General features: G+C 60.5%; 29 protein-coding genes, 1 tRNA gene and 1 pseudogene. 26 read left to right on the top strand and 5 right to left on the bottom strand.

Annotation, left to right across the window (positions count from 1 at the left end; genetic code table 11):
• Window positions 1-27 precede the first annotated feature (27 nt).
• The 15 genes from AC2444_RS14970 (at window position 28) to AC2444_RS14900 (ending at window position 13355) form a co-directional block, all read left to right on the top strand.
• On the top strand, window positions 28-756 hold the full coding sequence (locus AC2444_RS14970) for a class I SAM-dependent methyltransferase (protein WP_012758382.1): 729 nt from the start codon (window positions 28-30) through the stop codon (window positions 754-756).
• A 165-nt stretch (window positions 757-921) separates the two neighbouring features.
• Entirely contained in the window at window positions 922-2109 is a 1188-nt protein-coding gene (locus AC2444_RS14965; RefSeq protein WP_012758381.1) for a glycine C-acetyltransferase, read from the top strand.
• A 110-nt stretch (window positions 2110-2219) separates the two neighbouring features.
• Entirely contained in the window at window positions 2220-3257 is a 1038-nt protein-coding gene (gene tdh / locus AC2444_RS14960) for an L-threonine 3-dehydrogenase (protein WP_012758380.1), read from the top strand.
• Window positions 3258-3266: 9 nt separating this feature from the next.
• On the top strand, window positions 3267-3614 hold the full coding sequence (locus tag AC2444_RS14955) for a GFA family protein (RefSeq protein WP_003561203.1): 348 nt from the start codon (window positions 3267-3269) through the stop codon (window positions 3612-3614).
• Between the two features lie 467 nt (window positions 3615-4081).
• A complete protein-coding gene (rpoD, locus tag AC2444_RS14950) occupies window positions 4082-6139 on the top strand; it encodes an RNA polymerase sigma factor RpoD (RefSeq protein WP_003561200.1) in 2058 nt (685 codons plus the stop codon).
• Window positions 6140-6461: 322 nt separating this feature from the next.
• Window positions 6462-6755: a GYD domain-containing protein gene (locus AC2444_RS14945; protein ID WP_012758379.1), complete on the top strand. Its 294-nt coding sequence runs from the start codon at window positions 6462-6464 to the stop codon at window positions 6753-6755.
• A 175-nt stretch (window positions 6756-6930) separates the two neighbouring features.
• Complete coding sequence (locus AC2444_RS14940) at window positions 6931-7668, top strand: DUF930 domain-containing protein (RefSeq protein WP_012758378.1); 738 nt, start codon at window positions 6931-6933, stop codon at window positions 7666-7668.
• Window positions 7669-7703: 35 nt separating this feature from the next.
• Window positions 7704-8813 (top strand): DUF930 domain-containing protein, encoded by a 1110-nt coding sequence (locus tag AC2444_RS14935; protein WP_041935559.1) that lies wholly within the window; start codon window positions 7704-7706, stop codon window positions 8811-8813.
• 106 nt (window positions 8814-8919) lie between these two features.
• Window positions 8920-9081: a hypothetical protein gene (locus tag AC2444_RS14930; protein WP_012758376.1), complete on the top strand. Its 162-nt coding sequence runs from the start codon at window positions 8920-8922 to the stop codon at window positions 9079-9081.
• Between the two features lie 102 nt (window positions 9082-9183).
• Window positions 9184-9981, top strand: coding sequence for an APH(3')-II family aminoglycoside O-phosphotransferase (locus AC2444_RS14925; RefSeq protein WP_012758375.1), 798 nt, complete (start codon window positions 9184-9186; stop codon window positions 9979-9981).
• Window positions 9982-10060: 79 nt separating this feature from the next.
• On the top strand, window positions 10061-10867 hold the full coding sequence (locus tag AC2444_RS14920) for an AraC family transcriptional regulator (RefSeq protein WP_012758374.1): 807 nt from the start codon (window positions 10061-10063) through the stop codon (window positions 10865-10867).
• Between the two features lie 83 nt (window positions 10868-10950).
• On the top strand, window positions 10951-11847 hold the full coding sequence (locus tag AC2444_RS14915) for a DMT family transporter (protein ID WP_012758373.1): 897 nt from the start codon (window positions 10951-10953) through the stop codon (window positions 11845-11847).
• Window positions 11848-11850: 3 nt separating this feature from the next.
• On the top strand, window positions 11851-12543 hold the full coding sequence (locus AC2444_RS14910; RefSeq protein ID WP_012758372.1) for a B3/B4 domain-containing protein: 693 nt from the start codon (window positions 11851-11853) through the stop codon (window positions 12541-12543).
• A 99-nt stretch (window positions 12544-12642) separates the two neighbouring features.
• Window positions 12643-13041, top strand: a complete 399-nt coding sequence (locus AC2444_RS14905) for a DUF427 domain-containing protein (RefSeq protein ID WP_012758371.1) — start codon at window positions 12643-12645, stop codon at window positions 13039-13041.
• Window positions 13042-13121: 80 nt separating this feature from the next.
• Window positions 13122-13355 carry a DUF6894 family protein gene (locus tag AC2444_RS14900; protein WP_012758370.1) on the top strand — a complete coding sequence of 78 codons (234 nt, stop codon included), beginning with the start codon at window positions 13122-13124 and terminating at the stop codon, window positions 13353-13355.
• A 169-nt stretch (window positions 13356-13524) separates the two neighbouring features.
• On the opposite strand, the gene AC2444_RS14895 is transcribed toward AC2444_RS14900, so the two are convergent.
• On the bottom strand, window positions 13525-13770 hold the full coding sequence (locus AC2444_RS14895) for a DUF6894 family protein (protein ID WP_012758369.1): 246 nt from the start codon (window positions 13768-13770) through the stop codon (window positions 13525-13527).
• 133 nt (window positions 13771-13903) lie between these two features.
• Between AC2444_RS14895 and AC2444_RS14890 the strand changes: the two genes are divergently transcribed.
• The 7 genes from AC2444_RS14890 to AC2444_RS14860 all read left to right on the top strand — a co-directional run bounded on the left by AC2444_RS14890 (window position 13904) and on the right by AC2444_RS14860 (window position 18648).
• Window positions 13904-14623: a Crp/Fnr family transcriptional regulator gene (locus AC2444_RS14890; protein ID WP_041935684.1), complete on the top strand. Its 720-nt coding sequence runs from the start codon at window positions 13904-13906 to the stop codon at window positions 14621-14623.
• A 137-nt stretch (window positions 14624-14760) separates the two neighbouring features.
• Entirely contained in the window at window positions 14761-15981 is a 1221-nt protein-coding gene (locus AC2444_RS14885; RefSeq protein ID WP_012758367.1) for an MFS transporter, read from the top strand.
• A gap of 3 nt (window positions 15982-15984) precedes the next feature.
• A complete protein-coding gene (locus AC2444_RS14880; protein WP_012758366.1) occupies window positions 15985-16656 on the top strand; it encodes a DUF922 domain-containing Zn-dependent protease in 672 nt (223 codons plus the stop codon).
• Window positions 16657-16772: 116 nt separating this feature from the next.
• Window positions 16773-17126, top strand: a complete 354-nt coding sequence (locus AC2444_RS14875; RefSeq protein ID WP_012758365.1) for a DUF1428 domain-containing protein — start codon at window positions 16773-16775, stop codon at window positions 17124-17126.
• 134 nt (window positions 17127-17260) lie between these two features.
• Complete coding sequence (locus tag AC2444_RS14870) at window positions 17261-17683, top strand: secondary thiamine-phosphate synthase enzyme YjbQ (protein ID WP_012758364.1); 423 nt, start codon at window positions 17261-17263, stop codon at window positions 17681-17683.
• 122 nt (window positions 17684-17805) lie between these two features.
• The gene (locus AC2444_RS14865) at window positions 17806-18111 is read left to right on the top strand and encodes a hypothetical protein (protein ID WP_012758363.1); all 306 of its coding nucleotides are present in this window, start codon (window positions 17806-17808) and stop codon (window positions 18109-18111) included.
• Between the two features lie 177 nt (window positions 18112-18288).
• The gene (locus AC2444_RS14860; RefSeq protein WP_026157429.1) at window positions 18289-18648 is read left to right on the top strand and encodes a hypothetical protein; all 360 of its coding nucleotides are present in this window, start codon (window positions 18289-18291) and stop codon (window positions 18646-18648) included.
• Window positions 18649-19150: 502 nt separating this feature from the next.
• Here AC2444_RS14860 and AC2444_RS14855 read toward each other — a convergent pair.
• Entirely contained in the window at window positions 19151-19891 is a 741-nt protein-coding gene (locus AC2444_RS14855) for an SIMPL domain-containing protein (protein WP_012758361.1), read from the bottom strand.
• Window positions 19892-20088: 197 nt separating this feature from the next.
• Here AC2444_RS14855 and AC2444_RS14850 point away from each other — a divergent pair.
• Window positions 20089-20536, top strand: a pseudogene (locus AC2444_RS14850) (GNAT family N-acetyltransferase).
• A 100-nt stretch (window positions 20537-20636) separates the two neighbouring features.
• Here the strand turns inward: AC2444_RS14850 and AC2444_RS14845 are convergent.
• Entirely contained in the window at window positions 20637-20783 is a 147-nt protein-coding gene (locus AC2444_RS14845; RefSeq protein WP_003561157.1) for a hypothetical protein, read from the bottom strand.
• A 254-nt stretch (window positions 20784-21037) separates the two neighbouring features.
• Between AC2444_RS14845 and AC2444_RS14840 the strand changes: the two genes are divergently transcribed.
• Window positions 21038-21229: a hypothetical protein gene (locus AC2444_RS14840; protein WP_012758360.1), complete on the top strand. Its 192-nt coding sequence runs from the start codon at window positions 21038-21040 to the stop codon at window positions 21227-21229.
• Window positions 21230-21330: 101 nt separating this feature from the next.
• Here AC2444_RS14840 and AC2444_RS14835 read toward each other — a convergent pair whose 3' ends face one another.
• Window positions 21331-21525 (bottom strand): hypothetical protein, encoded by a 195-nt coding sequence (locus AC2444_RS14835; protein WP_012758359.1) that lies wholly within the window; start codon window positions 21523-21525, stop codon window positions 21331-21333.
• A gap of 677 nt (window positions 21526-22202) precedes the next feature.
• Here AC2444_RS14835 and AC2444_RS14830 point away from each other — a divergent pair.
• Window positions 22203-22940, top strand: coding sequence for a hypothetical protein (locus tag AC2444_RS14830; RefSeq protein ID WP_012758358.1), 738 nt, complete (start codon window positions 22203-22205; stop codon window positions 22938-22940).
• 58 nt (window positions 22941-22998) lie between these two features.
• Here the strand turns inward: AC2444_RS14830 and AC2444_RS14825 are convergent.
• Window positions 22999-23074: transfer RNA gene (locus AC2444_RS14825), tRNA-Ile, on the bottom strand.
• A gap of 201 nt (window positions 23075-23275) precedes the next feature.
• Between AC2444_RS14825 and AC2444_RS14820 the strand changes: the two genes are divergently transcribed.
• The gene (locus AC2444_RS14820; RefSeq protein ID WP_012758357.1) at window positions 23276-23644 is read left to right on the top strand and encodes a response regulator; all 369 of its coding nucleotides are present in this window, start codon (window positions 23276-23278) and stop codon (window positions 23642-23644) included.
• Window positions 23645-23665: the final 21 nt, after the last annotated feature.

The raw sequence follows: 23665 nt of genomic DNA, 5'->3' as shown, positions 1-23665 counted from the left end.
ATGCTTGCCTCTAAAGGAGGAGCGCCGATGGCCCAGAATATCTACGACCGACCGGAATTCTTCGCCGGATATAGCGGCATGAGACGATCCGTTCACGGGCTCGACGGAGCATCCGAATGGCCGGCGGTGCGCGCCTTGCTGCCCGATCTTTCCGGCAAGCGTGTTGTCGATCTCGGCTGCGGCTTCGGCTGGTTTTCGCGTTTTGCCGTGAGCCAGGGTGCTGCAAGCGTGCTGGCGCTCGACATCTCGGAAAAGATGATCGCCAGAGCGAGGGCAGATATGACTGAAGCAGCGATCACCTACGAGATCGCCGATCTCGAGCATCTCAGGCTTGCTCAAGCCTCCTTCGATTTCGCCTATAGCTCGCTGGCGCTGCATTATATCGAGGGTTTCGCCGGTCTCGCCGCGACCGTCTATCGCGCGCTTTTGCCGGGATCGCAATTCGTCTTCACCATCGAACATCCGATCTTCATGGCGCCGACCAATCCCGCCTGGGCAACCGATGCCGAGGGGCGGCGTATCTGGCCGCTCGACCGCTATTCCGTCGAAGGTCCGCGCACCACCGACTGGCTCGCCAAGGGTGTCGTCAAACAGCATCGCAAGCTCGGCACGACGCTCAACACCTTGATCGCGGCCGGTTTTGCCATTCGCCATGTCGAGGAGTGGAGCCCGAACGAAGATGAGCTCCAAGACAATCCAGACTGGGCGGAGGAGATGGACCGGCCGATGTTCCTGCTGATCTCGGTCCAGCGCTGAGAAGACAAGCCGGCGGCAATATGCTAACCCGGCGGTAGCGCATCGGCCCGAAAATCGGAATCGATTTTTGGAAAGCACGATGCGCAGATTAAAAGTGTAACAGCGTCCTTTGCGCGTCTGATAAGACGCGCGGCGCTGTAGGGAAATCTCTGGGAAAGGCCGTCCATGACCTCGCAATTTCTCTCCCATCTCAGCAACGAGATTTCGGCGCTGAAGGATGCCGGTCTCTACAAATCCGAGCGCGTCATCAGCTCCAAGCAGGCGGGCGAGATCGCGATTTCCACCGGCGAGCGGGTGCTGAATTTCTGCGCCAACAACTATCTCGGCCTTGCCGACAACGAGGAACTGGCCGAGGCCGGCAAGCAGGCGCTCGACCGATACGGCTATGGCATGGCCTCGGTGCGTTTCATCTGCGGCACGCAGGAAGAGCATAAGCAGCTCGAGACGCGCATCTCCTCCTTCCTCGGCATGGAAGACACGATCCTCTATTCATCCTGCTTCGACGCCAATGGCGGCCTGTTCGAGACGCTGCTGTCGGAAGAGGACGCGATCATCTCCGACGCGCTGAACCACGCCTCGATCATCGACGGCGTCAGGCTTTCGAAGGCCAAGCGCTTCCGCTACGCCAACAACGATATGGCAGCGCTCGAAGAAGAGCTGAAGAAGGCCGAAGGCAGCCGCTTCAAGTTGGTCGCCACCGACGGTGTCTTCTCGATGGACGGGATCATCGCCAATCTCGGCGGCGTCTGCGATCTTGCCGAGAAATACGGCGCGATGGTCATGGTCGATGACAGCCATGCTGTCGGCTTCGTCGGCAAGAACGGCCGTGGGTCGCCGGAATATTGCGGCGTCGAGGGCCGGATCGACATCATCACCGGCACGCTCGGCAAAGCGCTCGGCGGCGCCTCGGGCGGTTATACTTCGGCGAAGGCCGAGGTTGTGGAGTGGCTGCGGCAGCGCTCGCGGCCCTATCTGTTCTCGAATACGCTGGCGCCCGTTATCGCCGCCGCCTCGCTCAAGGTGTTCGACCTCATCGAAGACGGCGATACCCTGCGCAAGCGGCTTTCGGACAATGCCGATCTCTTCCGCAGCGAAATGACCAAGCTCGGCTTCACGCTCGCCGGCGAAGGCCATCCGATCATCCCCGTCATGCTTGGCGATGCCAAACTCGCCCAGGATATGGCAAGCCTGATGCTGAAGAAGGGGATCTATGTGATCGGCTTTTCCTTCCCCGTCGTGCCGAAAGGCCAGGCCCGCATCCGCACGCAGATGTCGGCGGCGCATTCGCGAGTGGATGTGGAGCGGGCGATCGCGGCCTTTGCCGAGGCAGGGCGGGAACTGGGTGTGATCTGAGTTTGACGGCGTGCCGTGTCGCCCCCTCATCCGCCCTACGGGCACCTTCTCCCCGCTGGGGAGAAGAGGGGATAGCAAAGTCGGGCGCCAAGTAAGGGTGGATATTGTCGATGTCGAACATGATGAAGGCGCTGGTCAAAGCAAAACCCGAGGTCGGGCTTTGGATGGAGAATGTGCCGATGCCCGAGGTCGGGCCGAACGACGTGCTTATCCGGGTGAAGAAATCGGCGATCTGCGGCACTGACGTCCATATCTGGAACTGGGACCAGTGGGCGCAGAAGACCATTCCGGTGCCGATGGTGGTTGGCCATGAATTCTCCGGCGAGATCGCCGAGATCGGTTCGGCGGTCACCCGCTATCATATCGGCGAGCGGGTCTCCGGCGAGGGGCATATCGTCTGCGGCAAGTGCCGCAACTGCCGGGCGGGCAGGGGGCATCTCTGCCGCAACACGCTCGGTGTCGGCGTCAACCGCCCGGGTTCGTTCGGTGAGTTCGTCTGCATTCCGGAAAGCAATGTCGTGCCGATCCCGGATGATATTTCCGACGAGATCGCCGCGATCTTCGATCCGTTCGGCAATGCCGTGCACACCGCGCTTTCCTTCGATCTCGTCGGTGAGGACGTGCTCGTCACCGGCGCCGGGCCGATCGGCATCATGGGCGCGCTCGTCGCCAAACGATCCGGCGCCCGCAAGGTCGTCATCACCGATATCAATCCGCACCGGCTGGAGCTGGCGCGCAAGCTCGGCATCGACCACGTCGTCGACGCATCGAAGGAAAACCTCGCCGACGTGATGAAGGCGATCGGCATGACGGAGGGTTTCGACGTCGGGCTCGAAATGTCGGGGGCCGCACCTGCCTTCCGCGACATGATCGACAAGATGAACAATGGCGGCAAGATCGCCATCCTCGGCATCGCGCCGGCGGGCTTCGAAATCGACTGGAACAAGGTGATCTTCAAGATGCTCAATCTCAAGGGCATCTACGGCCGCGAGATGTTCGAGACCTGGTACAAGATGATCGCCTTCGTCCAAGGCGGCCTCGATCTCGCGCCCATCATCACCCACCGGATCGGCATCGACGATTTCCGCGACGGCTTCGAGGCGATGCGGTCGGGCAATTCCGGCAAGGTTGTGATGGACTGGATGTGAGGAGACGACATGCTCTATGAAGGAAGCTGCCATTGCGGCAACGTGGCTTTCGAGGTCGAAGGCGAATTCACCGAGGCGCTCGACTGCAATTGTTCGCTTTGCCGCAGGCGCGGCGGACTTCTCGCCTTCGTGCCGCGCGAGAAGCTGGTGCTGAAAACGCCGGAGGACAATGTCTCGACCTATACTTTCAACCGGCATGTCATCCGGCATCACTTCTGCGCCAATTGCGGCATCGCACCGTTCGGCGAGGCTGTGGGTCCGAACGGCGCGGCAATGGCTTCTATCAATCTGCGCTGCATTCCCGCGGTCGATATCGGCGCGCTGACGGTGAAGGCGTATGACGGCGCGGCGCGTTAGCCGATATCCGTCAGGCAATGGCGAACAGATCCTCGGCGCAACTGCGAAAGTGGTGGAAACGACTGGTGCGGCGGGCAAAATATTTGCTGCCCTTGTCTTTTGTTCGCCGCATCTTAAATAAGGGTTCGCAATCGCTGCCGCGGTTCAAAGCCTGTGGATAAGGCTTTTTCCGTATTTTTGTGGGCTTTTTTTCCGGAAAAGCTTGACGAGAACAAAAAATGTGGGAATCACCGTTCGACTTGTTGAATGGTGAACTGGGTCAAGGCGGATCGCGCAACCATGGCCGGAAATCCAAGAGCAAGAAAGCTTTGCTGTCCGGTGCCGGTAATCGTGGTTAATCAGGCTTTAAATGTCATCCCGTTAGGTGGGCAAAGGTGATTCGAGGGCGGCGCGTGCGGCGCGTCAGGCCCTGAGACAGCCCGTTCACCGTAGCGAGATTGGATAGCGTCAGGAAGGCGACGATATAAATGGCAACCAAGGTCAAAGAGAACGAAGACGCGGAAGTCGAACGCGACGGCGCAAGCGACGGCCCTCTTCTCGATCTTTCCGACGACGCGGTCAAGAAGATGATCAAAGCCGCCAAGAAGCGCGGCTATGTGACCATGGACGAGCTCAACGCAGTCCTGCCGTCCGAAGAAGTGACGTCCGAGCAGATCGAAGACACGATGTCGATGCTGTCCGACATGGGCATCAACGTCATCGAGGACGAGGAAGCCGAGGAAGCCGGTGCTTCCGGCAGCAGCGATGACGATGACGCCGGCAGCGACGAGGAGAGCGAAGGCGGCGAACTCGCGCCTTCGAGCGGCACGGCGCTGGCGGCCGCCAAGAAGAAAGAACCGACCGACCGTACCGACGATCCGGTTCGCATGTACCTGCGCGAGATGGGCTCGGTCGAGCTTCTGTCCCGCGAGGGCGAAATCGCGATTGCCAAGCGCATCGAGGCCGGCCGCGAGACGATGATCGCGGGCCTCTGTGAGAGCCCGCTGACCTTCCAGGCGCTGATCATCTGGCGCGACGAACTCAACGAAGGCACGACGCTGCTGCGCGAGATCATCGATCTCGAAACGACCTATTCCGGCCCTGAAGCCAAGGCTGCGCCGCAGTTCCAGAGCCCGGAGAAGATCGAAGCCGATCGCAAGTTAGCAGAAGAGAAGGAAAAGACCCGCCGCGCCCGCTCCGGCGACGACGACATCACCGATGTCGGCGGCGAAGGCCTGCCTGCCGAGGAGGAGGAAGAGGACGAGGACGAATCCAACCTTTCGCTGGCGGCAATGGAAGCCGAGCTTCGCCCGCAGGTGATGGAGACGCTGGATACGATCGCCGAGACCTACAAGAAGCTGCGCAAGCTGCAGGACCAGCAGGTCGAGCAGCGCCTGTCGGCTTCCGGCACGCTGTCCACCGCCCAGGAGCGCCGTTACAAGGAACTCAAAGATGAGCTGATCAAGGCCGTCAAATCTCTGTCCTTGAACCAGAACCGCATCGACGCCCTGGTCGAGCAGCTCTACGACATCAACAAGCGCCTCGTTTCCAACGAGGGCCGCCTGCTGCGTCTGGCCGAATCCTACGGCGTCAAGCGCGACTCTTTCCTGGAGCAGTATCAGGGCGCCGAACTTGATCCGAACTGGATGAAGTCGATCGGCAATCTGGCCGCCCGCGGCTGGAAGGAATTCGCCAGGGGCGAAAACACGACGATCCGCGACATCCGCCAGGAAATCCAGAATCTGGCGACCGAGACTGGTATCTCGATCTCGGAATTCCGCCGCATCGTGCATATGGTGCAGAAGGGCGAGCGCGAAGCGCGCATCGCCAAGAAGGAAATGGTCGAAGCGAACCTTCGCCTGGTCATCTCCATCGCCAAGAAGTATACGAACCGCGGCCTGCAGTTCCTCGACCTCATTCAGGAAGGCAATATCGGCCTGATGAAAGCGGTCGACAAGTTCGAATACCGCCGCGGCTACAAGTTCTCGACCTATGCGACATGGTGGATCCGTCAGGCGATCACCCGTTCGATCGCCGACCAGGCTCGCACGATCCGCATTCCGGTGCACATGATCGAGACGATCAACAAGATCGTCCGGACATCGCGCCAGATGCTGCACGAGATCGGCCGCGAGCCGACGCCGGAAGAACTGGCCGAAAAGCTGGCCATGCCGCTCGAAAAGGTCCGCAAGGTCCTGAAGATCGCCAAGGAGCCGATCTCGCTCGAAACCCCTGTTGGTGACGAAGAGGATTCGCATCTCGGCGACTTCATCGAGGACAAGAACGCGCTGCTGCCGATCGACGCCGCCATCCAGGCGAACCTGCGCGAAACGACGACCCGTGTTCTCGCCTCGCTGACGCCGCGCGAAGAGCGTGTGCTGCGCATGCGCTTCGGCATCGGCATGAACACGGATCACACACTCGAAGAAGTCGGCCAGCAGTTCTCGGTCACCCGCGAACGTATCCGCCAGATCGAGGCGAAGGCGCTGCGCAAGCTGAAGCATCCGAGCCGCTCCAGAAAGCTGAGAAGCTTCCTCGACAGCTAAGGCTTCGGCCACGTCGTTCTGATTGGAAAAGCCGGGCTTCGCGCCCGGCTTTTGCTTTTCGTGATTAATACCAATGATCCCCGGTGTCTTTCTTGTCCCTCTATGGTGACAAGCCTATAATCCGGCCACGGGGGAAGGCATCGATCGCAACGCGCGACCGAGGGTCGCCGTGTGACTGCGTGAACTAATCCTCCGCTAGATCCGGGTGATTTCAGGCCTGACGGGCCTAAAATCTGAATCCGGATCCACATCAAAGAAATAGAGCATGACGTCGTCCGAAAACCGCTGACACTTTTCGGCATCATGCTCTGGGAGGTGCGACATGACCACTTACATTCTTTTGATCAATTGGACGGATCAGGGCATCCGCAATGTGCGCGACTCGGCAAAACGGCTCGATGCGGCGAAGAAATTGCTCGCCAGCGTCGGCGGCTCCTTCAACCAGTTCTTTCTGACGATGGGCGGGCACGACATGGTCGCCGTCTGCGAGGCGCCAGATGACGCCGTCATGGCGCATTTTACCCTTTCGCTGGCGATGGGCGGCAATGTCCGCACGGAGACGCTGAAGGCATTCCCGGAGGCCGCCTACCGGGATCTCATCGGCTCGCTCGGGTAGCCGGAAACGGCGATTGTCGATCTTGAAGGTTGCGGAGCATTGGCTGCGCTGGCAGTGTCGCGGCGTGCTTCAATTTCCGCGGCAGGCTGCGGCCCGACTTTTCGGCAAGCTCATGATGAAAGCGCTCCTCAGTTTCATGATCGTCATCGATCGTCCGACCGCCGCTTGCTGACCGATGGAACTGGCGGCGGGCAAATGGGATGACGGGATCCAGCGGGGCGCTGCGGCGTCGTTCGCGCTGCATGCCATCGCGATCCTGCTCCTTCTGCTGCTGTTGCCGAAGGCCGAGCCGCCGTTGCCGTTGCCGGATGACGGTCTCTCGGTGGAGATCGTCCCGCAGGCCGCGGAATCGCTGAAAATGCCCGAGCCCGCCAAGACGCCTTCGCCGGAACAGGCAAAGCCTGAGGCGGCAAAACCCGAAGCCGAGCCGGCGGCGCCGGTTGCAAATAATCCGCCTGCTGCGGCAATGCCTTCAGTGGCACCGATCACTTTGCCGGTGCCAAAGCCGATGGAATTCGTCGAGGCAAGACAGCTGTTTTCCGACAAGGTCCTTGCCGATCCGCGCAGCCGCCGCGCCCGCGAGGCGCTGCGTGGTCTTGCCGGCAGTGAGCGCAATCTGCAGCTCTGTGACCTCGAGGCGCTGGAGCAGGTGCGCCGGGCGCAGCCGGCCATGGCGCCCGATACGCTTGCGCCCTATGCGATGGCGGCGGAGAAGGTCAGTGGCAATAGCGTCGAGGTGAAGGGCGGCGCCTTCCGCAGCAAACGCAAGTGGTACAACATCCAGTTCAAATGTGAGCTTGATGCCGGCTCCGGCAAGGTCGTGTCCTTCGCCTTTCTCGTCGGTGACGCCATTCCGCAAGATGAATGGCAGGAGCACAATCTGGTGGCCGACGATGGAGCGGCCGACCAATAACCCTCATCGCTGCTCGATCACGCGGTTTTTTTCTTTTGTGGCTTGATGCTGCCGGCTTTAGAGGCCACATCGCTGCTGTGACAGAAGAAGACGTAGAGCCGGCGGAAGCGCAGCACGAAACGGGAAAGCAGCGGCCTGAAATCCGCTGGGGCGTCGTCGCGTCCGTTGTTGCGCACATTCCTATCATTGCTCTTCTCATCTTTGGGCTGCCGAAGATCGAGCCGAAACCTGTCGAAGACGAGACTGTGAAGGTGGAGCTCGTCCCGCCGCCGGAGGAGAAGAAGCCGGAGCCCAAGGAAAAGCCACCGGAGCCGAAGCCGCCGGAAGAGGTGAAGAAGGAACCGCCTCCACCGCCACCTCCGCCGCCACCACCTCCGCCGCCTCCGCCTCCGCCGGCCAGTAAGACTCCCGAGCAAGCTAAGCCGAGGCCTATGCCGACTCTGAGCCCTGTCATCGAGTTTGGCGACAGGAATAGCGGCCCCGAAAAGTCGCTGGCGGGAAATTCTCCTCAGGGCGAAACCAAACCCGCAACAACTCCGCCGCAGCACGATGCCGAACCGGCGCAGATGCCGACAAAGACTGCTGCAGAAAAACCAAAAACTGAGGAGCCTCCGTCAAAACCGGTGCCGGACGACGTGATGCTTCCTGAGGTCGCGACGACTGACGTTTCCCCAGAGCGAAATGGGCCACCGACAGACGTCTCTGGCGAAGCCAATACAAGCATCGAGGAGGCCAAGCGGCCGGAGCAGCAGACGGCTGCGAAACCGAAAGTGATAGCTAAGGACGATCTGCCCAAGGCAAAAACTCTGTTTTCACGGACGGAAGATGGCAGTTTGTTTGCGCAAACTGCGGTCAGTGGTCTTCCGCGCAAAGAGCGAGTGGCCACGCTTTGCACCACCGAGCTTCAGGGCCAACTCGTTCACGGTTCGCCGCCTTATTTCCCGTCCGCATTGCCTAGTTTTGGATTGCGAACCGGTACCATCCTTGATGTAAGAGATGCCGCCTTTGGCACAGTAAAGGGCTGGTACCAGGTTCGTTTCCGCTGCGAGGTGGATGAGGAAGCGACGAAAGTCGTGTCGTTTGCCCACGAAGTTGGTGGATTGATCCCCCGCAGTCAGTATGCGAAATATGAAATTCGTGACTAGTCCTCGTGATCCTGGATTGCGTCTCACCGGCAACAGCCACGCGCAAGCAACCCTGCCTAGCTTCCTCCCATGGCCGTGATGATCCGGTGAAGAAGAGGACAATGATATGTCGAACGAAATCGAGCGTTTCTTTGAGCGTCAGGACGAAGCCGTCAGCGCGCTGTTCCTGGAAAACAAAGGCGACGAGCTGACCGATATTCTGGTGGCTGCTCTGGAAGAGGCTTTCGAAATTCTTCTCGAAGCCGCGCCCGCCGAAACCGTTCATTGAGGTCGGAGAAGGCGTCGAGCACCGATATGCGCTGACTGATCGTGCCGCTTGCGCTGTCCCACCCTGTCGGGATAATGCGGCTGCATCAATGGCCTAGATATCATGTCGATTTTCCAAGAGGATCAACCGCCGTCGGCGGGCGCGCTTGATGCCCGTCTGGCCGGCTACCGGTTCGAACGCGATGCGCTCGGCCGTTCCGCCGCGAGCGTCTTCCGGCTGGAAGCTCTCGGATTGCCGACGCTTTACTTGAAGGTCGAACAAGCCGGTCCTTTTGGCGAACTCGCTGACGAAGCAGCGAGGCTTCGCTGGCTCCAGACTTCCGGCCTGCCCTGTCCTGATGTCATTGCAGAGGACAGCGACGGTGTGCACAACCGGCTGCTGATCAGCGCGCTACCCGGGAGTGATCTCACCAGCGCATCGGCGCTGACGCCGCCTGCGCGGGTCGAACTGCTGGCTATAGCCCTTCTTGACCTGCATCGCTTGCCGATCGCATCCTGCCCGTTCGATCATCGGCTGGAGAGGCGTGTCGCGGCGGCAAAAGCGCGGATGCAGGCCGGCATCGTCGATGAGACCGATTTCGATGAGACGCGGGTTGGAAAGAGTGCCGAGGCTCTGTTTGCCGAACTCGAAAGCGGGAAGCCCAGTCGCGAGGATCTCGTCGTTATCCATGGTGATGCCTGCCTGCCGAATTTCGTCGCGTCGGAAGAGGGATTTTCGGGTTATATCGACTGCAGTCGTCTCGGCGTCGCCGACCGCTATCAGGATATCGCGCTCGCCTGCCGCAGCATCGCCCACAATTTCGGCGAGGCGCTGGTGCAGCCCTTCCTTGATCGCTACGGCATGCCGGCCACGGATCCGGCAAGGCTCGCTTACTACCAGCTGCTCGACGAGTTCTTCTAAGCAGCCGGTTTGGCCGCAATGATTGCGTCATCTCGCTGTGGCTGGCAGAGTGTCCGGCGATCGGACCTGCGGGCAGACAATGGCGAAAAATCAGTTCAGGATGCTGCGCTCGGCGCTGGCAGGCGTCGAAGCGGTAGAAGCGGAAACGCATCACAGCTTTGCGCGGCATACGCATGAGCAGTTCGGCATCGGTTTGATTTCCGCCGGGGCGCAGTCGTCGCTCAGCGGCCGCGGCATGGTGGAGGCAGAGGCCGGCGACATCATCACGGTCAATCCGAACGAAGTGCATGACGGCGCGCCGATCGGCGAGGGGCGGTCGTGGCGCATCCTCTATTTCGATCCCGCCATCGTCAGCGGTCTGTCACGAGAGATCACCGAAAGCGGGGTAGGGCGATCGGAAATCCCGCATCCCGTTATCCGCAATGCGGCGATCGCCGCCCGCTTCGAAATGCTGTTTGGCGCGGTGACCGGCGGCGGGACGGCGGAGGGGTTGCTCTGCGACGAACTGCTTCTGCAACTCGTCGCCGATGTTATGCGGGAGCGCTCTGGTACCGAAGAGCGGCCACTGGTGCCGGCGTCGATCCGCGCGGCTCGAAACCTGATCGACGACGATCCGCTTGCCGCCGTCTCGCTTGACGATCTCTCCAGGGAAAGCGGGCTCAGCCGTTTCCAGGTGCTGCGCGGTTTTGCCAAGGCGACCGGATTGACGCCGCATGCCTATCTCGTCCAGGCCCGCATCCATATCGCCCGACGAATGATCGCTCAGGGCATGCCGCTTGCGGAAGCGGCCTTTGCCAGCGGCTTTGCCGACCAGAGCCACATGACGCGGGTCTTCGTGCGCAAATACGGCCTGTCGCCGCGTCTCTATGCCGGCGCCTTTCTCTGAGCGGCTGCTTTGCACCTGCAATTTCGTTCAAGACCCCGACAGGCTCCTGCTGTTTTCTCGGCGCAGGCAACAGGAGACGCTGAATGTCGAGGCAGGTTCAAGGTTATGTCTATCTGGCGCTGGCGATGCTGACGGTCGGAAGCACTGTGATCGCAAGCAAGCTGATCGCTTCGGGCCTGCCGCCGTTCAGCGCCACCGCATTGCGCTTCGCTATCGCCTTTCCTGTCCTTCTCCTGCTAATGCGGGCGACCGGCGCGCGGCTGCCGAGGTTTTCCCGGCATGACCGCCTCATCCTCATCATTCAGGCCGGGGCCGGCAGTGTTGGTTACACGACGCTGCTGATCTCCGGCCTCAGCCTGACCTCGGCGGCCGATGCCGGCGTCATTATCGGCACGCTGCCGGTGGTGTCGGCAGCAATCTCCATCCTGCTGCTGCGCGAACGGCCGCAGCGTGCCCTGCTTCTCGCCGTGGCGCTTGCGACATCAGGCGTGCTGTCGATCGCCTTCACGCCGGATGCGGCCGGCGGATCATTGGCCGGCAATGCGCTGATCTTCTGCGCCGTCGTCTGCGAAGGGCTGTTCATCCTGCTGAATAAAAAGCTGAAGACGGAGGTTGCGCCGCTTACCCTGTCGACGCTGATGGCCGGCATCGGCTTCATCGTTGCCGCCATCCCGGCTATTTTCGAAGCGCCTTTCGCAGATGGCATTTCAGCAAGCGCTGTCGCCGCCGTCGTCTATTATGCGCTGGTGCCGACCGTCGGCGGATTTCTGCTGTGGTATGCGGGGGCAGAAAGAGTGAGCGGCACGGAGGCCGCGCTCTTCACGGCGCTGGCGCCGGTTTCCGCCGTCATGCTTGCCGTCATCATCCTTGGCGAGCCGGTCGGGCTCAGCCAGATCGCCGGCATCGCCTGCGTACTTGCGGCCGTGCTCGGGCTTGCCTTTGCCGGGAGCCGTTCATTGAAACCTGCCGGGGGAAGATAGACCATGCAGTTCAGCCATTCCCGTGCCATGTGGCAGGCCTTTCCGGAGCTTCGCGCCGGCGCGCTCCATTCCGAAGGCATCCATGCGGATGCCGATGTCGAGGCGGCGATCGCAAGCTTCAGCGCAATCGCCGAGGCCCGGCTGGCCAAAGCGCAGGAAGGCGAATTCCCCGAAATCCAGGCCTGGCGGCGCGGCTTTTCCCGCATGGGCCTGAAGCCGACGCAATATCGCTGCGCTTCCGAGGCGCTACTGCGCCGCTTCCGCCAGGAACATGCGCTGCCGCGCCTGCATCCGCTCATCGATCTCTGCAATTCGATTTCGCTCGCCTTCGCCATTCCGATCGCCGTCTTCGACACTGAAAAGATCGCTGGCGATCTCGAGGTCCGGCGAGCCAAGGGTGACGAGACCTATCTGACTTTCGCCGGCGAAAGCGAGCATCCGGAGACGAACGAAGTGATCTTTGCAGACGCGGAGGACAGGGCACATGCACGGCGCTGGACGAACCGGCAGAGCGGGCTTTCGGCGGTGCGGGAGACGACGCACTCGGTGCTGATCGTTGTCGAGGCCCTGCACGTCTCCGCCGGCGACGACATCGCCAGGCTGGTCGAAACAGTTGCGGATGCGCTTGCGCGACACTGGCCGGCGGCGCCGAAAACGGCGATGCTGAGCTTTGTATCGCCGCGTTTCGAGTTCTAAGGGCGCGCAGCATTTCAGGGAAAGCTGCGTTCGAGGCCTTGGGCTGGCGGCATGCCCGCCCTATCTCCATGCGATCGATATCTCCTGGAGACGAACCCCATGTCAGATAAGTCGTTCAAGATTCCGGGGCCGGATCATCCGATCACCGTCGAGCACAATCCCTCCCGCGTCGTCGTCACGCTCGGCGGCAAGACGATTGCCGATACGCACGATGCGCTGACGCTGTGCGAGGCCTCCTATCCGCCGGTGCAATATATTCCGCGCAAGGATGTGGACATGTCGCTGCTTCAACGCACCGACCATAGCAGCCATTGCCCCTATAAGGGCGACGCCTCCTATTACAGCATCATTCCGGGCGGGGAGCGCTCGAAGAATGCCGTCTGGACCTACGAGGCGCCGAATGCCGCGGTCAGCAACATCAAGGATCATCTCGCCTTCTATCCCGACCGCGTCGACGGTATCGAGGAAATGGCCTCTCCGGAAGCCGGCGCCTTTTGACGGTGCGCACGACCTGAAACCCGTTCCGGCGGAACATGTTGTCCGCCGGTCCGTTAGGGTTATCTAGCGGGGGATATGCCGTGCCGAAATTCTACTTTCAACTTTTCGATCGTGATGGCGCCGGGACGACCGAGACGGCCTATGATTTTGAATCCATCGAAGCCGCGAAAGCGGAGGCGCGGCGCGTGTTGGCGGAGATGGCCACCGAAGGCTTGCCGACTGCACCTTTGAATATGATGTCGGTGGAACTCTTCGATGAAAGCCGTAGGCCGCTCGCGGAAATCCGGCTCATTCTCGAAGAAATCGCCAAATAGCCGCGATAAGGATGCCGGCCCTGTGAATGGCCGTCGATCGCACGCAAAGCAATCAAAAGACTATGTCAAATTTAATTGCCGGCTATGAAGGCGGGTCTTAGCGTCGCGCCCATCGACCGAGTCGGATTGATGCGTAGGAGTGACCGCGGCAGCCCTTAAACGGCGGCCGCTATCGTAAGACGTCGAGCCATTCATTGTTGAAGACGAGGCTGGCAACCGTGACCGGATCGCCGCTCTCGTCGCGAACGGTGATGGCGATGGTCATGCGATCACCCGCGGGCAGTTCGTCGCGGGCCACATCCAGCAGGATGCGGGTCAGCTCTTTCGGAATGTCTTCGCGAGATTTGAGCTCGGTGCCGTGCTCGTCGCGAGTCGGACCTTCCCCATTGTGTAGATCGAAATAGTAGCGAGCCATGTTCTTTCCTGCGCATCCCAGGGAGAAATCACAGATGAAGACAATTGTTCCCGGGGCTAGGCATTGATTCTTATAGAAAATACAGGTCGCATCGAAATGATCAGGAACTCTTGTGATATCGGCGGGCAGGCTCGTGATTGAATCCCTGCTGTTGAATCTTGGAAGCCGAGATGTGCTGTCGGCTGAAGAGGAAAGTCATCTCAGAGCGATCATCGTCAAAGACAGGTATTTTGCTGCCGGGGAGGATCTCGTCTCCGAAGGGAGCCGACCGGCCTACAGCACGCTGCTGCTCGATGGTTTTGCGGCGCGCTATAAGGTGATGGCGGATGGCAGCCGCCAGATCACCGCGCTGCATGTCGCCGGCGATTTCGTCGATCTGCATGCTTTCCCGATCAAGAAGATGGATCACGGCATCGTCGCGCTGTCGTCCTGTCATGTTGCGTTTGCCGATCACGCCGATCTCAAGGCGATCACCGAGCGCATGCCGCACCTGACCCGGCTGCTCTGGCTCGATACGCTGGTCGATGGCGCCATCCACCGCGAGTGGATCGTCGCCATGGGCCGGCGCTCAAAGCGCGCCCATATCGCCCATCTCGTCTGCGAACTCTTCGTGCGGCTGCAGGTGGTGAAGCGGACGCGCGGCGCAAGCTTCCAGTTTCCGTTGACGCAGATCGAGATGGCCGACGTGCTCGGCGTTTCCGTCGTCCACCTGAACAAGACTTTGCAGGCGCTGAGGCGCGAGGGCGTGTTCACCTGGGAGAATCGGACGATCACCATCGTCGACTGGGAACGCCTGCAGGAAATCGCCGAATTCGATCCCGGCTATCTCAGCATCTTCAGGGAACCACGCTAAGACCGAGGTATCACACAATCCGGTGACACCAGCTCATTGCGATTGACAATTCGACCATTCGGGCAGAACACCGCCTCGACCTTCTTAAAACTCTTATAAAGGCTGGCGGACCCGCGCTGCCGGCCGGTGACATCGCAATGGACATATCCCAAGGACCGGGGAGCGTTCTTCGCCACCCCGGCTATCTGAACTTCGCTGCCTCCCGCGTTTTTTCCTCGCTCTCCTTCCAGTCCATTGGCATCGCCATGGGGTGGATGATCTACGATCAGACACACAGCGCCTTTGCGCTCGGCCTAGTCGGCTTGTGCCAATTCCTGCCGATGGCGGTGCTGACCTTCGTCGTCGGCCATGTCGCCGACCGGTTCGACCGGCGGCGCATCGGGCTCGTCTGCCAGTTGATCGAAGCGGTGACGGCGCTGGTGCTGGCGGTTGCCACCTGGCAGCAATGGCTGACGCCGGCCGGCATCCTTGCCGCCGTCACCGTGCTCGGCGCCGTCGTCGCCTTTGAACGGCCGACCATGGCGGCGCTGTTGCCGAACATCGTGCCGGCCTCGATGTTGCAGAAGGCGGTCGCAACCTCGACCTCGTTGATGCAGACGGCGATGATCATCGGCCCCTCGCTCGGAGGCCTGCTTTATGGCCTCCACCCCGTCGCGCCTTTTGCTATATCGGCGCTGCTCTTTGCCGTCGCAAGCTTCAACGTCATCTCGATCCGCATGCAATGGAGCCCTGCCAAGCGTGAGCCGGTGACGCTCGCCTCGGTCTTTGCCGGCGTCTCCTTCATCCGCAGCCGGCCGGTGATGCTCGGCACGATCTCGCTCGATCTCTTCGCGGTGCTGCTCGGCGGCGCGACTGCGCTGCTGCCGATGTTCGCCAGCGATATCCTGCATGCCGGTCCCTGGGGCCTCGGTTTTCTGCGCGCGGCCCCGGCGGTCGGCGCGCTTGCCATGTCGATCATGCTCGCTCGCCGGCCACTGAGCAGCAATGTCGGTCGCAAGATGCTCGCCGCCGTCGCCGTGTTCGGCGTCGCCACCATCGTCTTCTCGCTGTCGACCAATATCGCGCTTTCCGTCGTCGCGCTGCTCGTCATCGGCGCGTCCGATACGGTGAGCGTCGTCGTGCGCAGCTCGCTGGTGCAGCTTTTGACGCCGGACGAGATGCGTGGTCGTGTCAGTGCCGTCAACTCGCTGTTCATCGGCACCTCCAACCAGCTCGGCGAATTCGAATCCGGCATGATGGCGGCGGCGCTTGGGCCGGTCGCCACCGGCATCGTCGGCGGCTTCGGCACGATCGTCGTCGTGCTCCTGTGGATGCGGCTCTTCCCCGATCTTACCAAGGTCAAGACGCTGCAGGGTTAGCACATGCATGACGCGTTGAAAGCGGCGACCGCTCCCGTTAGGTTCGGCCCGAAACATCATTCGGCGGAGCCGCGCGTGACGACAAATTTTCTATCCTGTGTGCTTGCGGCGGTTTTCACGTCGGTGCCGGCCGTGGCGCTGGCCGAGTGGCAGGCGGTCGAAGAGGTGCGGCCCTATTCGATATCAGGCACCTCGGGCGCCGGGCTTTATGAATCGATCGGCGAGCGTGGCCCGAAGGCGGGCGGCTTCGGCCGGGCAATCGCGCATACGACGTTCAAGCTGACCTGGACCAGGAAATACGAACCGCAGGGAAATGCCTGCGTTATCGTCACCAACCTGCCGAAGCTCATCATCACCTATACGCTGCCGAAACCATCTGCTGCTCTGCCAGCTGCCGTGAAGAGCAGCTGGGAGGCCTTCATATCAGGTGTGCAGGCGCATGAGCGGGTGCATGGCGAGACCATCAAGGAGATGGTCAAGGAGATCGAGGCGACAAGCATCGGCCTCACCGTTGCCGATGATCCCGATTGCAAGAAGATCAGGATCGAGCTGACCCGCCGGCTCGGCGAGATCTCCCAAAGACAGCGCCAGCGCGGCCGCGACTTCGACAAGATCGAAATGGGTGACGGCGGCAATATCCAGCAGCTCATCCTCAAGCTGGTCAATGGTCCCTGATCACCAGGAGGACGATAAGCGCGCGCGGTAGCCGCTCGGCAGCAGACTGGACCCGTTTGGCAAGTCTCCTATCTCTTCCGTGATAACCGGGCGCAGACACGCAAAGGAGGAGCGAGATGTCCTATGTCGATGGTTTCATCGTGGCGGTTCCGAAGGGGAATATCGAGGCCTACAAGGAATTCTCGACCTTCGCCGGCTCGATCTGGAAGGAATATGGCGCGCTCGAATATGTCGAATGTATCGGCGACGACGTGCCCTATGGCGAGTTGACCTCCTTTCCCCGCGCCGTGCAGGCGAAGGAGGACGAGGTGGTGGTATTTTCCTGGATCGTCTACAGCTCGCGCCAGGAGCGCGACGATATCAATGCCAAGGTAATGGACGATCCCAGGCTCAAGGGTGACCAGTGGCAGATGCCATTCGACGGCAAGCGGATGATCTACGGCGGCTTCGAAGTGTTGCTCAGGCTCTGATCGCCCGGGCAAGCTTGACTTTGCCCGGGCAAGCTTGACTTTGCCCCGTCAAGCTTGACTTGCCCGCGCAAGCTTGACTTGCGCCGAGTAGCGCGCCAACTCGCGAGACATTCATCTCGAAGCAGGAGAGCGCCTTGCCCCAGACGATCCTCACCTTGTCCACACGCGGACAGGGCCTTTACGAGTTCACCCACCAGGCGGAGGCCTTCGTCAGCGCGTCGGGGCGGGAGGAGGGGCTTCTCACGGTCTTCGTGCGCCACACCTCCTGTTCGCTGCTGATCCAGGAAAATGCCGATCCCGATGTGCGCACCGATCTTCTCTCCTTCTTCCACCGCCTCGTGCCGCCGGCTTCCGATCCTGAGATGGACTGGGTCGTGCACAGGGCCGAGGGGCCGGACGACATGCCGGCGCATATCAAGGCGGCGCTGACGCAGGTCTCGATCGGCATTCCTGTTGCCAGGGGGCGGCTGATGCTCGGCACCTGGCAGGGGCTTTATCTTTTCGAACATCGCGACCGGCCGCACCGGCGGGAAATCGTGCTGCATTTCAGCGATTGAAATCGGTTAATGCTTGTGAATGCAAACTGAATGCCCGGTTCGAACACCATTCATTTTGCGGCGGTTACTGTCGAGACAATCCCTGAAGGGAGAGCTTGGAATTCAATCGACGGAGACACAACATGACGCATTTCCTGACCAAGGCTTCGCTTGCCGCTCTGCTCGCCCTCTGCACTATTCCGGCCACCGTTTCCACGGCGGCCGCCGCCGGACCGCAGACGAACTTCGTCGTCGAGGCGCAATACCATCGTCCGATCCGCGGCTGCTCGCCGATGCATGCGGTGCGCAAGGCGCGTGATTTCGGCCTACGGGACGCCCGCATCACCCGCATGTCGCCGCGGGTGGTTGTCGTCGCCGGACGCGAACGCCGCGGCTGGGACAGGATCACCTTCGCGAATGTCCGCGGCTGCCCGCTGATCCGGCGCTGAGGACTGCGGCCGGAGGCGCCGATGCGGTGCTTCCGGTCCGTTTTTGCCTTGACGCTGACACTTTCAGCCGTCTCTTCTCTGACCTGTATGAGTGATTCCCAAATGACGCTTCGGCGTGATGCGGACCAATGGGGAGGGCGGCTCGACCGCACCGACTTTCAAACGAAAGGTTTTTCGATGATGCAGTTTCTGGCAAAGGCGGGTCTTGCCGTCATGCTGACAGCCGGTACCCTTGCCGGCACGGTGGTCCCGGCTGCCGCCCAGTTGAATATCATTATTGGCGAGCCGGACCGTGGTCCGCCGCAGAACTATCGCCGTCCGCCTCCGGGTTATGACCGTCCGCCTCAGGGCTACGGCCGGCCGTCGCGCGGCTGCAATCCGCAGCTCGCCGAAAACCTTGCTCGCGATTACGGCTTCCGCCGCGCGAGGGTCGTTGACATCACGCCCCGCCGGGTGATCGTCCAGGGCTGGACGCGTCGCGGCCAAGATGAAATGAGCTTCGGCAATGTGCGCGGCTGCCCCGCTCTGCGCCGCTAATCGTTAGACGAAAACGCCGCCCCGTCTCCCCGATGCGGCGGCCAAGAACCGCCTTTGCCCGTCTCCCCGGATCGGCAAGGGCGGTTTTCTTTTGCGCTCAGTTTGACTGCGCTCTTTCCTCCGGCATCATCCGGTCTTGTGTATGAATCCAAGACCCCTCCCCAACCCCTCCCCACAAGGGGGAGGGGCTAAGCTGTGGCCCCGGCGGGACCAAAAAGCAGACGTGTCGCTGGCTGTTACCGCTCTACTGATTGCTACGATGGAGGTCACGTGAAGTGGGGGCGGCATGTTAGCCCCTCCCCCTTGTGGGGAGGGGTTGGGGAGGGGTCTTGCTTTGTGAGCGGCAGCCGCCGGCGCCAGACGGACAGGATCGGCCTGATCTGCAGCCTATCAACCGGAGGCAGATGCTTGGGGCACAAGCCGGATGATGACGAAGGTAATTGGCACACATTGTCAGCAATCCGAGCCCCGCGCGTCTCAAATGACGCGCGGGGCTTTCAATTTACTGCTCGATCGCGAAGGTCACGGTGACGCTGACATTGTAATTATTCTCGCCGCCCTGGACGGGAACGGCAGCGTCGGAGGCCTCCTTCATCATCGTGGCGCGATAGACCGGCTGCGGCATTGCGCGCGGCACATTCTCGTTGATCTCGAGAATGCGGCCGAGCTTGACGCCGGCGGCTTCGCTGAGCGTCTTCGCCCTCTTGACGGCATCGGCGACCGCGGCCTTGCGCGCCTCTTCGATCGCGGCGTCCGGTTTGTCGTTGGTGAACTGGATTTCGCCGCCCTGGTTGATGCCGAGGGTGACGGACTGGTCGATCACCGCGCCGAGCTTGGCGAGATCGCGCAGCCTGACGGTGACCGAATTGATGGTCTGGTAGCCGATCAGCTGCGGCTGCTGCTGTTGGCCGTCGACCGGCTGCGGATAATTGTATTGCGGCTGGATGGAAAAGCCGGAAGTCTGGAGGTCGCGCTCGGCGATGCCGCCGCTCTTCAGCGCGGCAAGCACGTCGTTCATCGCCTTGTTGTTCTCATCGAGCGCTTCGCGGGCGGTTTTCGCCTGTTTGACGACGGCGAGATTGACGATGGCCATATCGGGAGCGACGGAGGATTCGCCATCGCCGGTCACCGAAATCACCGGCTCGCGCGGCTTTGCCTCCTGTGCGAAGGCGGGCGCTGCGGCGGCGAGCGGCAGCGCCAGAAGGGCGGTCATCAGGACAGTTCTGGTATAGATCGGCGCCATGTTTTCATTCCTTGGTTGTCGTTTCCCGGAACAGCTTTCTGTCGGTTGATTGTGAAGCTATTGCGGCGGAAAAGACAGGCGCATGCGCAGCGAGAGAAAAATCTGCGGGTTGCATGCATTGGAGCTTGAACCCGGAGGACGTCCGCCGAGCCTTAAGAGCCGAAACGGCTGGACCGGAACCGACGGCTCGCTATCATATGGCGATCATCGACGACGAGGAAGCAATGTTCGAAACGCTCGATCCCGTCCCGTCTGAGATCGCCACCGCGATCTCCGACGGCCTGAACGCCTTCAATGAGAGCGCTGAGATCAGACGCGAGGCCTTCGACATCGTCTGGAGGGAGAGTGGAGGGCTTGCCGGCGGGATAACGGCGTCCGTTTCCTTCTCTGTTCTTTTTCATCGGCAATCTGTGGGTCAAAAAATCGCTGCGCCTGAGCGGGATCGGTCGGACGCTGATGGCGGCGGCGGAAGAAGAAGGCCGCCGCCGCGCCGCCGTCATGGCCTGCGTCGACACGCTCTCGACCCAGGCGCCGGACTTTTACCCGAAGCTCGGATATGTCGAATTCGGCAGGATCAGCGGGCATGCGGGAGGCCGGCCTGTCGACCGGATCTGGTTCCGCAAGGAATTTTCCGCCGCGGCCTGATCAGAAGCCGCTGGCGGCTTCCCATCAGATATCAACTGAAATGACATTGGAGGACGTAATCGCGGGGGCAGACGAGTCGGTTGACTCGCCAATTGTCCGACTAGGCGCCGAAATCGTCCATGAAGGATGGATGGATAGCGGGCTTGCGCTCTTCGCGTGCGTCGCGAATGCGCTGGGGAACCGCACCGAGACCAGCAACGAAGCGGGTCAGAAGATTGCGGTTGAAAAGTTTATGTATGGCACTCATGGCAGTTCACTCATTCTTTTTTTTGTTAGCCGGCAGCATATATTTTGCCCAGACTGCCGTAACAATGGGCAATTTAGCATGACAGTTATGCGACAGTGCATGGCTGGAGCGCGGTTGGCCCAAAACGTGATCACATTGCCGTTAGAAGCGGCTGTCGAGGGCGGTCGGCTGCTATAAATCCTCGTCGGTGTTGGCCGTGGGTGGTAGATTGCCCGCTTGGGGTAAAACCATGTCCCTCCGAAGGAGAAGCTCAGATGAACCGATTTTTCGCATTTATCGCGACCGGAACGCTGATCAGCCTTGCCGCGATCACTTCGGGCTGCACATTGTCCGGAAGCCTCGACCAGACGTCGTCGATCGGCGGCGGTTATTATGAGCGTCAGCCGCTTAATCCGGCGTGTGGGGGTGGGTTCAGGCCGAGTGATGGGCGCTCTTGCAGTTATTAGGATGTGCGCCGATCGGGCATGATGCCGCCGGACGAAGTCGCGTGATCGTGGCCATCGCCGGAGGCGAACTATCGCGCAATCAGACTTCTAATTTTCCAGCGCTAATAACTGCACGGACGATCGTTGCCGAATCCATCGCGGCAGGCAGGCCGAAGGGCAAAGTCAGCGCTCTGCGCGGTATAGCCAACCGAACCCGTCTGCACCGAGTCGCTTGAGCTCGTGGTGCACGACGATGCCGACATGGCAATGACGAAGACGGCTGCCATGGCTGCCGATAGTTTGCGAGTTTGAAGCATCTCCCCATCCCTCACTGTGCAGAGTGTCCGAATAATTCTGGCAAGTAGGGCCGATGAAGCCTCCCGATAACGGACGGTGTCGATCAAGATTTTGTCATTGGTTGAAAAACCCTTCGCCGGCACTCGCTGCCACGATCAAGGCTGTCTCGGCCACGCCTACAGATGTTGTTGGCGCCTCGAGGCGCGGATGCCATATCCAGCGCGCACCGGGTCAGGTCGCATTGAAACGCTTGGGTTCCACGGCAAAAGAACAGCAAGCGGCAACGAACAGGGCTTTGGAAAACAAGGTAGAAGTCCTGTCGCAAGTCCTTCCAACCAGTAGAGAACTTAAGTTTATGGGGAGAACAACCTGCGACAGGGAAATTCGGCTTCTGCGCCGGGGCCATCAATTAGAATAGCCGCCCGGAAACTGAGATATTGCGCCCAGACGATCGGAGCAGGGGAATGTGCGGATGACGGCAGCTAAGGATTCTCAAAGGAAAGTTTATTCTCTCGCTTAACCATCGCTCGGAGGTGCGCAAAGCCTTTTCAGCGTTCAAAATAAAAGAGGTGCAATGACTTATTCCGTCGCGGGCGGTGAATGTGTGCCGGCCAGGCAGCTGATTATAGGTGAGCAGTAAAGATTGTCGGAGCGTCATCGGAATAGTTGGCCCGCCGATAGCGGTGGAGAAAAAATTATGCGTGTTGGTGCACTGCTTGCATCTGTGATCCTTTTCGTTGTTTTCCTTTATCTCGTCCTCACTGGCGCAGAACAGGTTCGCTACATTTCTGTAGCGTTCGTTCTTGTTTTTGCCGTCCTAGCCACGCGCTTAGACGACATCCAAGACCTGACATTTGGTCCAACAGGCCTGGCAGCAAAACTGGCGAAACAATTGGAAGAGGCTCGGGCCACAGTGAAGCAGCTGCAAGACTTTGCTGAAGTGTTTGCCGCTCGTAGTGTCCAGCAGATCGCGGGTGATAACCGAATGAGCGGCCTATCACCGAAGCAAAAGCGTGAAGCGATCGCAGAAATCGTGGGCGGGTTGAAATCCCTACAGCTGCCGGATGACCGCATTAATCGGGTGCTGTCGTTATCCGACCCCTATGATGACTACGATTATTGGAGCTGGACAATGTCTCCGATCTACAGCGCCAATGATACAAAAGTGAAGGACCTAGCGAACCAGTTTTTCAACTTGGGCGCCAGCAAAGGTATCGGCCACAATCCGGATGCTGAGACCACCGAGAAGTTCCTCAAGGACCACGATCTTTATCAGGGGGAAATCGCAGAGTGCATGACTGACTGGCAATATTGGAAAGCCAACCACAAACATCGTCGTCTCGATGAATGGGAGGCGCGCCACGAAAGGCGGAATCAAGCGAGAAGTTTTGAAGATGTGCTCAATATCGAGTCGAAGCCAGGAACAAAGGGCTAACCAGATGGCTAACCTTCCTGGCTAACCACTCCCTAAGCCCCTTGAAACAAGGGAAGAGTGGTGGGCCCGGAGGGACTCGAACCCCCAACCAAGCGGTTATGAGCCGCCGGCTCTAACCATTGAGCTACAGGCCCTTGGCGCCGGGTCGCCGGCGCTTGGGTGCCGGGGCAATGGTTCCCGCAGCACGGGTTCCGCTCTAACGCAAATCCGGGGGAGCCACAAGCGGGGAGCGCAAGCATCTGTGGACGATGCATATTTCGTGGGCAGCCACTGGAACCTTCTCGTGCGGGCTACACTTATTCAAGTCACATTCCGCATGAAGAGGGCGATCGCAGATGGTGGCTTTGAACAGTGCCGTGGTGCTCATCGTGGAGGACGAGCCGCTGATCCGGTTCAATATCCTCGATGTGCTGGAGGAGGTCGGCCATGTGGCGCTGGAGGCGGCAAATGCCGACGAGGCTCTGGTGGTGCTGAAGGGCAGGCAGGATGTCGATATCCTCTTCACCGACGTCAACATGGCCGGGTCGATGGATGGTCTCCAGCTTGCCAAGCGGGTGAGGGCGATGCGGCCGAATATCGGCATCATCATCACCTCGGGCATGGTGCGGCTCGATCCGATGGCGCTGCCCGCCAATACCGCTTTCCTGCCGAAGCCCTATATGCACGACGCGCTGATTTCGACCATCAATTCCCTGATGACGTAACGGTAATGCCCTGATGAGATG

Source organism: Rhizobium sp. WSM1328 (genome assembly GCF_057653715.1).
The sequence above is the reverse complement of the archived record's forward strand: the minus strand, read 5'-3'. Positions and strand labels throughout refer to the sequence as shown.

What these genes read in the sequence shown, in the direction of transcription:
- AC2444_RS14970 (WP_012758382.1), top strand. Translation starts at nt 28, where the DNA reads ATGGCCCAGAATATCTACGACCGACCGGAATTCTTCGCCGGATATAGC.
- AC2444_RS14965 (WP_012758381.1), top strand. Translation starts at nt 922, where the DNA reads ATGACCTCGCAATTTCTCTCCCATCTCAGCAACGAGATTTCGGCGCTG.
- tdh (WP_012758380.1), top strand. Translation starts at nt 2,220, where the DNA reads ATGTCGAACATGATGAAGGCGCTGGTCAAAGCAAAACCCGAGGTCGGG.
- AC2444_RS14955 (WP_003561203.1), top strand. Translation starts at nt 3,267, where the DNA reads ATGCTCTATGAAGGAAGCTGCCATTGCGGCAACGTGGCTTTCGAGGTC.
- rpoD (WP_003561200.1), top strand. Translation starts at nt 4,082, where the DNA reads ATGGCAACCAAGGTCAAAGAGAACGAAGACGCGGAAGTCGAACGCGAC.
- AC2444_RS14945 (WP_012758379.1), top strand. Translation starts at nt 6,462, where the DNA reads ATGACCACTTACATTCTTTTGATCAATTGGACGGATCAGGGCATCCGC.
- AC2444_RS14940 (WP_012758378.1), top strand. Translation starts at nt 6,931, where the DNA reads ATGGAACTGGCGGCGGGCAAATGGGATGACGGGATCCAGCGGGGCGCT.
- AC2444_RS14930 (WP_012758376.1), top strand. Translation starts at nt 8,920, where the DNA reads ATGTCGAACGAAATCGAGCGTTTCTTTGAGCGTCAGGACGAAGCCGTC.
- AC2444_RS14925 (WP_012758375.1), top strand. Translation starts at nt 9,184, where the DNA reads ATGTCGATTTTCCAAGAGGATCAACCGCCGTCGGCGGGCGCGCTTGAT.
- AC2444_RS14920 (WP_012758374.1), top strand. Translation starts at nt 10,061, where the DNA reads ATGGCGAAAAATCAGTTCAGGATGCTGCGCTCGGCGCTGGCAGGCGTC.
- AC2444_RS14915 (WP_012758373.1), top strand. Translation starts at nt 10,951, where the DNA reads ATGTCGAGGCAGGTTCAAGGTTATGTCTATCTGGCGCTGGCGATGCTG.
- AC2444_RS14910 (WP_012758372.1), top strand. Translation starts at nt 11,851, where the DNA reads ATGCAGTTCAGCCATTCCCGTGCCATGTGGCAGGCCTTTCCGGAGCTT.
- AC2444_RS14905 (WP_012758371.1), top strand. Translation starts at nt 12,643, where the DNA reads ATGTCAGATAAGTCGTTCAAGATTCCGGGGCCGGATCATCCGATCACC.
- AC2444_RS14895 (WP_012758369.1), bottom strand. Translation starts at nt 13,770, where the DNA reads ATGGCTCGCTACTATTTCGATCTACACAATGGGGAAGGTCCGACTCGC.
- AC2444_RS14885 (WP_012758367.1), top strand. Translation starts at nt 14,761, where the DNA reads ATGGACATATCCCAAGGACCGGGGAGCGTTCTTCGCCACCCCGGCTAT.
- AC2444_RS14880 (WP_012758366.1), top strand. Translation starts at nt 15,985, where the DNA reads ATGCATGACGCGTTGAAAGCGGCGACCGCTCCCGTTAGGTTCGGCCCG.
- AC2444_RS14875 (WP_012758365.1), top strand. Translation starts at nt 16,773, where the DNA reads ATGTCCTATGTCGATGGTTTCATCGTGGCGGTTCCGAAGGGGAATATC.
- AC2444_RS14865 (WP_012758363.1), top strand. Translation starts at nt 17,806, where the DNA reads ATGACGCATTTCCTGACCAAGGCTTCGCTTGCCGCTCTGCTCGCCCTC.
- AC2444_RS14860 (WP_026157429.1), top strand. Translation starts at nt 18,289, where the DNA reads ATGATGCAGTTTCTGGCAAAGGCGGGTCTTGCCGTCATGCTGACAGCC.
- AC2444_RS14855 (WP_012758361.1), bottom strand. Translation starts at nt 19,891, where the DNA reads ATGGCGCCGATCTATACCAGAACTGTCCTGATGACCGCCCTTCTGGCG.
- AC2444_RS14845 (WP_003561157.1), bottom strand. Translation starts at nt 20,783, where the DNA reads ATGAGTGCCATACATAAACTTTTCAACCGCAATCTTCTGACCCGCTTC.
- AC2444_RS14840 (WP_012758360.1), top strand. Translation starts at nt 21,038, where the DNA reads ATGAACCGATTTTTCGCATTTATCGCGACCGGAACGCTGATCAGCCTT.
- AC2444_RS14835 (WP_012758359.1), bottom strand. Translation starts at nt 21,525, where the DNA reads ATGCTTCAAACTCGCAAACTATCGGCAGCCATGGCAGCCGTCTTCGTC.
- AC2444_RS14830 (WP_012758358.1), top strand. Translation starts at nt 22,203, where the DNA reads ATGCGTGTTGGTGCACTGCTTGCATCTGTGATCCTTTTCGTTGTTTTC.
- AC2444_RS14820 (WP_012758357.1), top strand. Translation starts at nt 23,276, where the DNA reads ATGGTGGCTTTGAACAGTGCCGTGGTGCTCATCGTGGAGGACGAGCCG.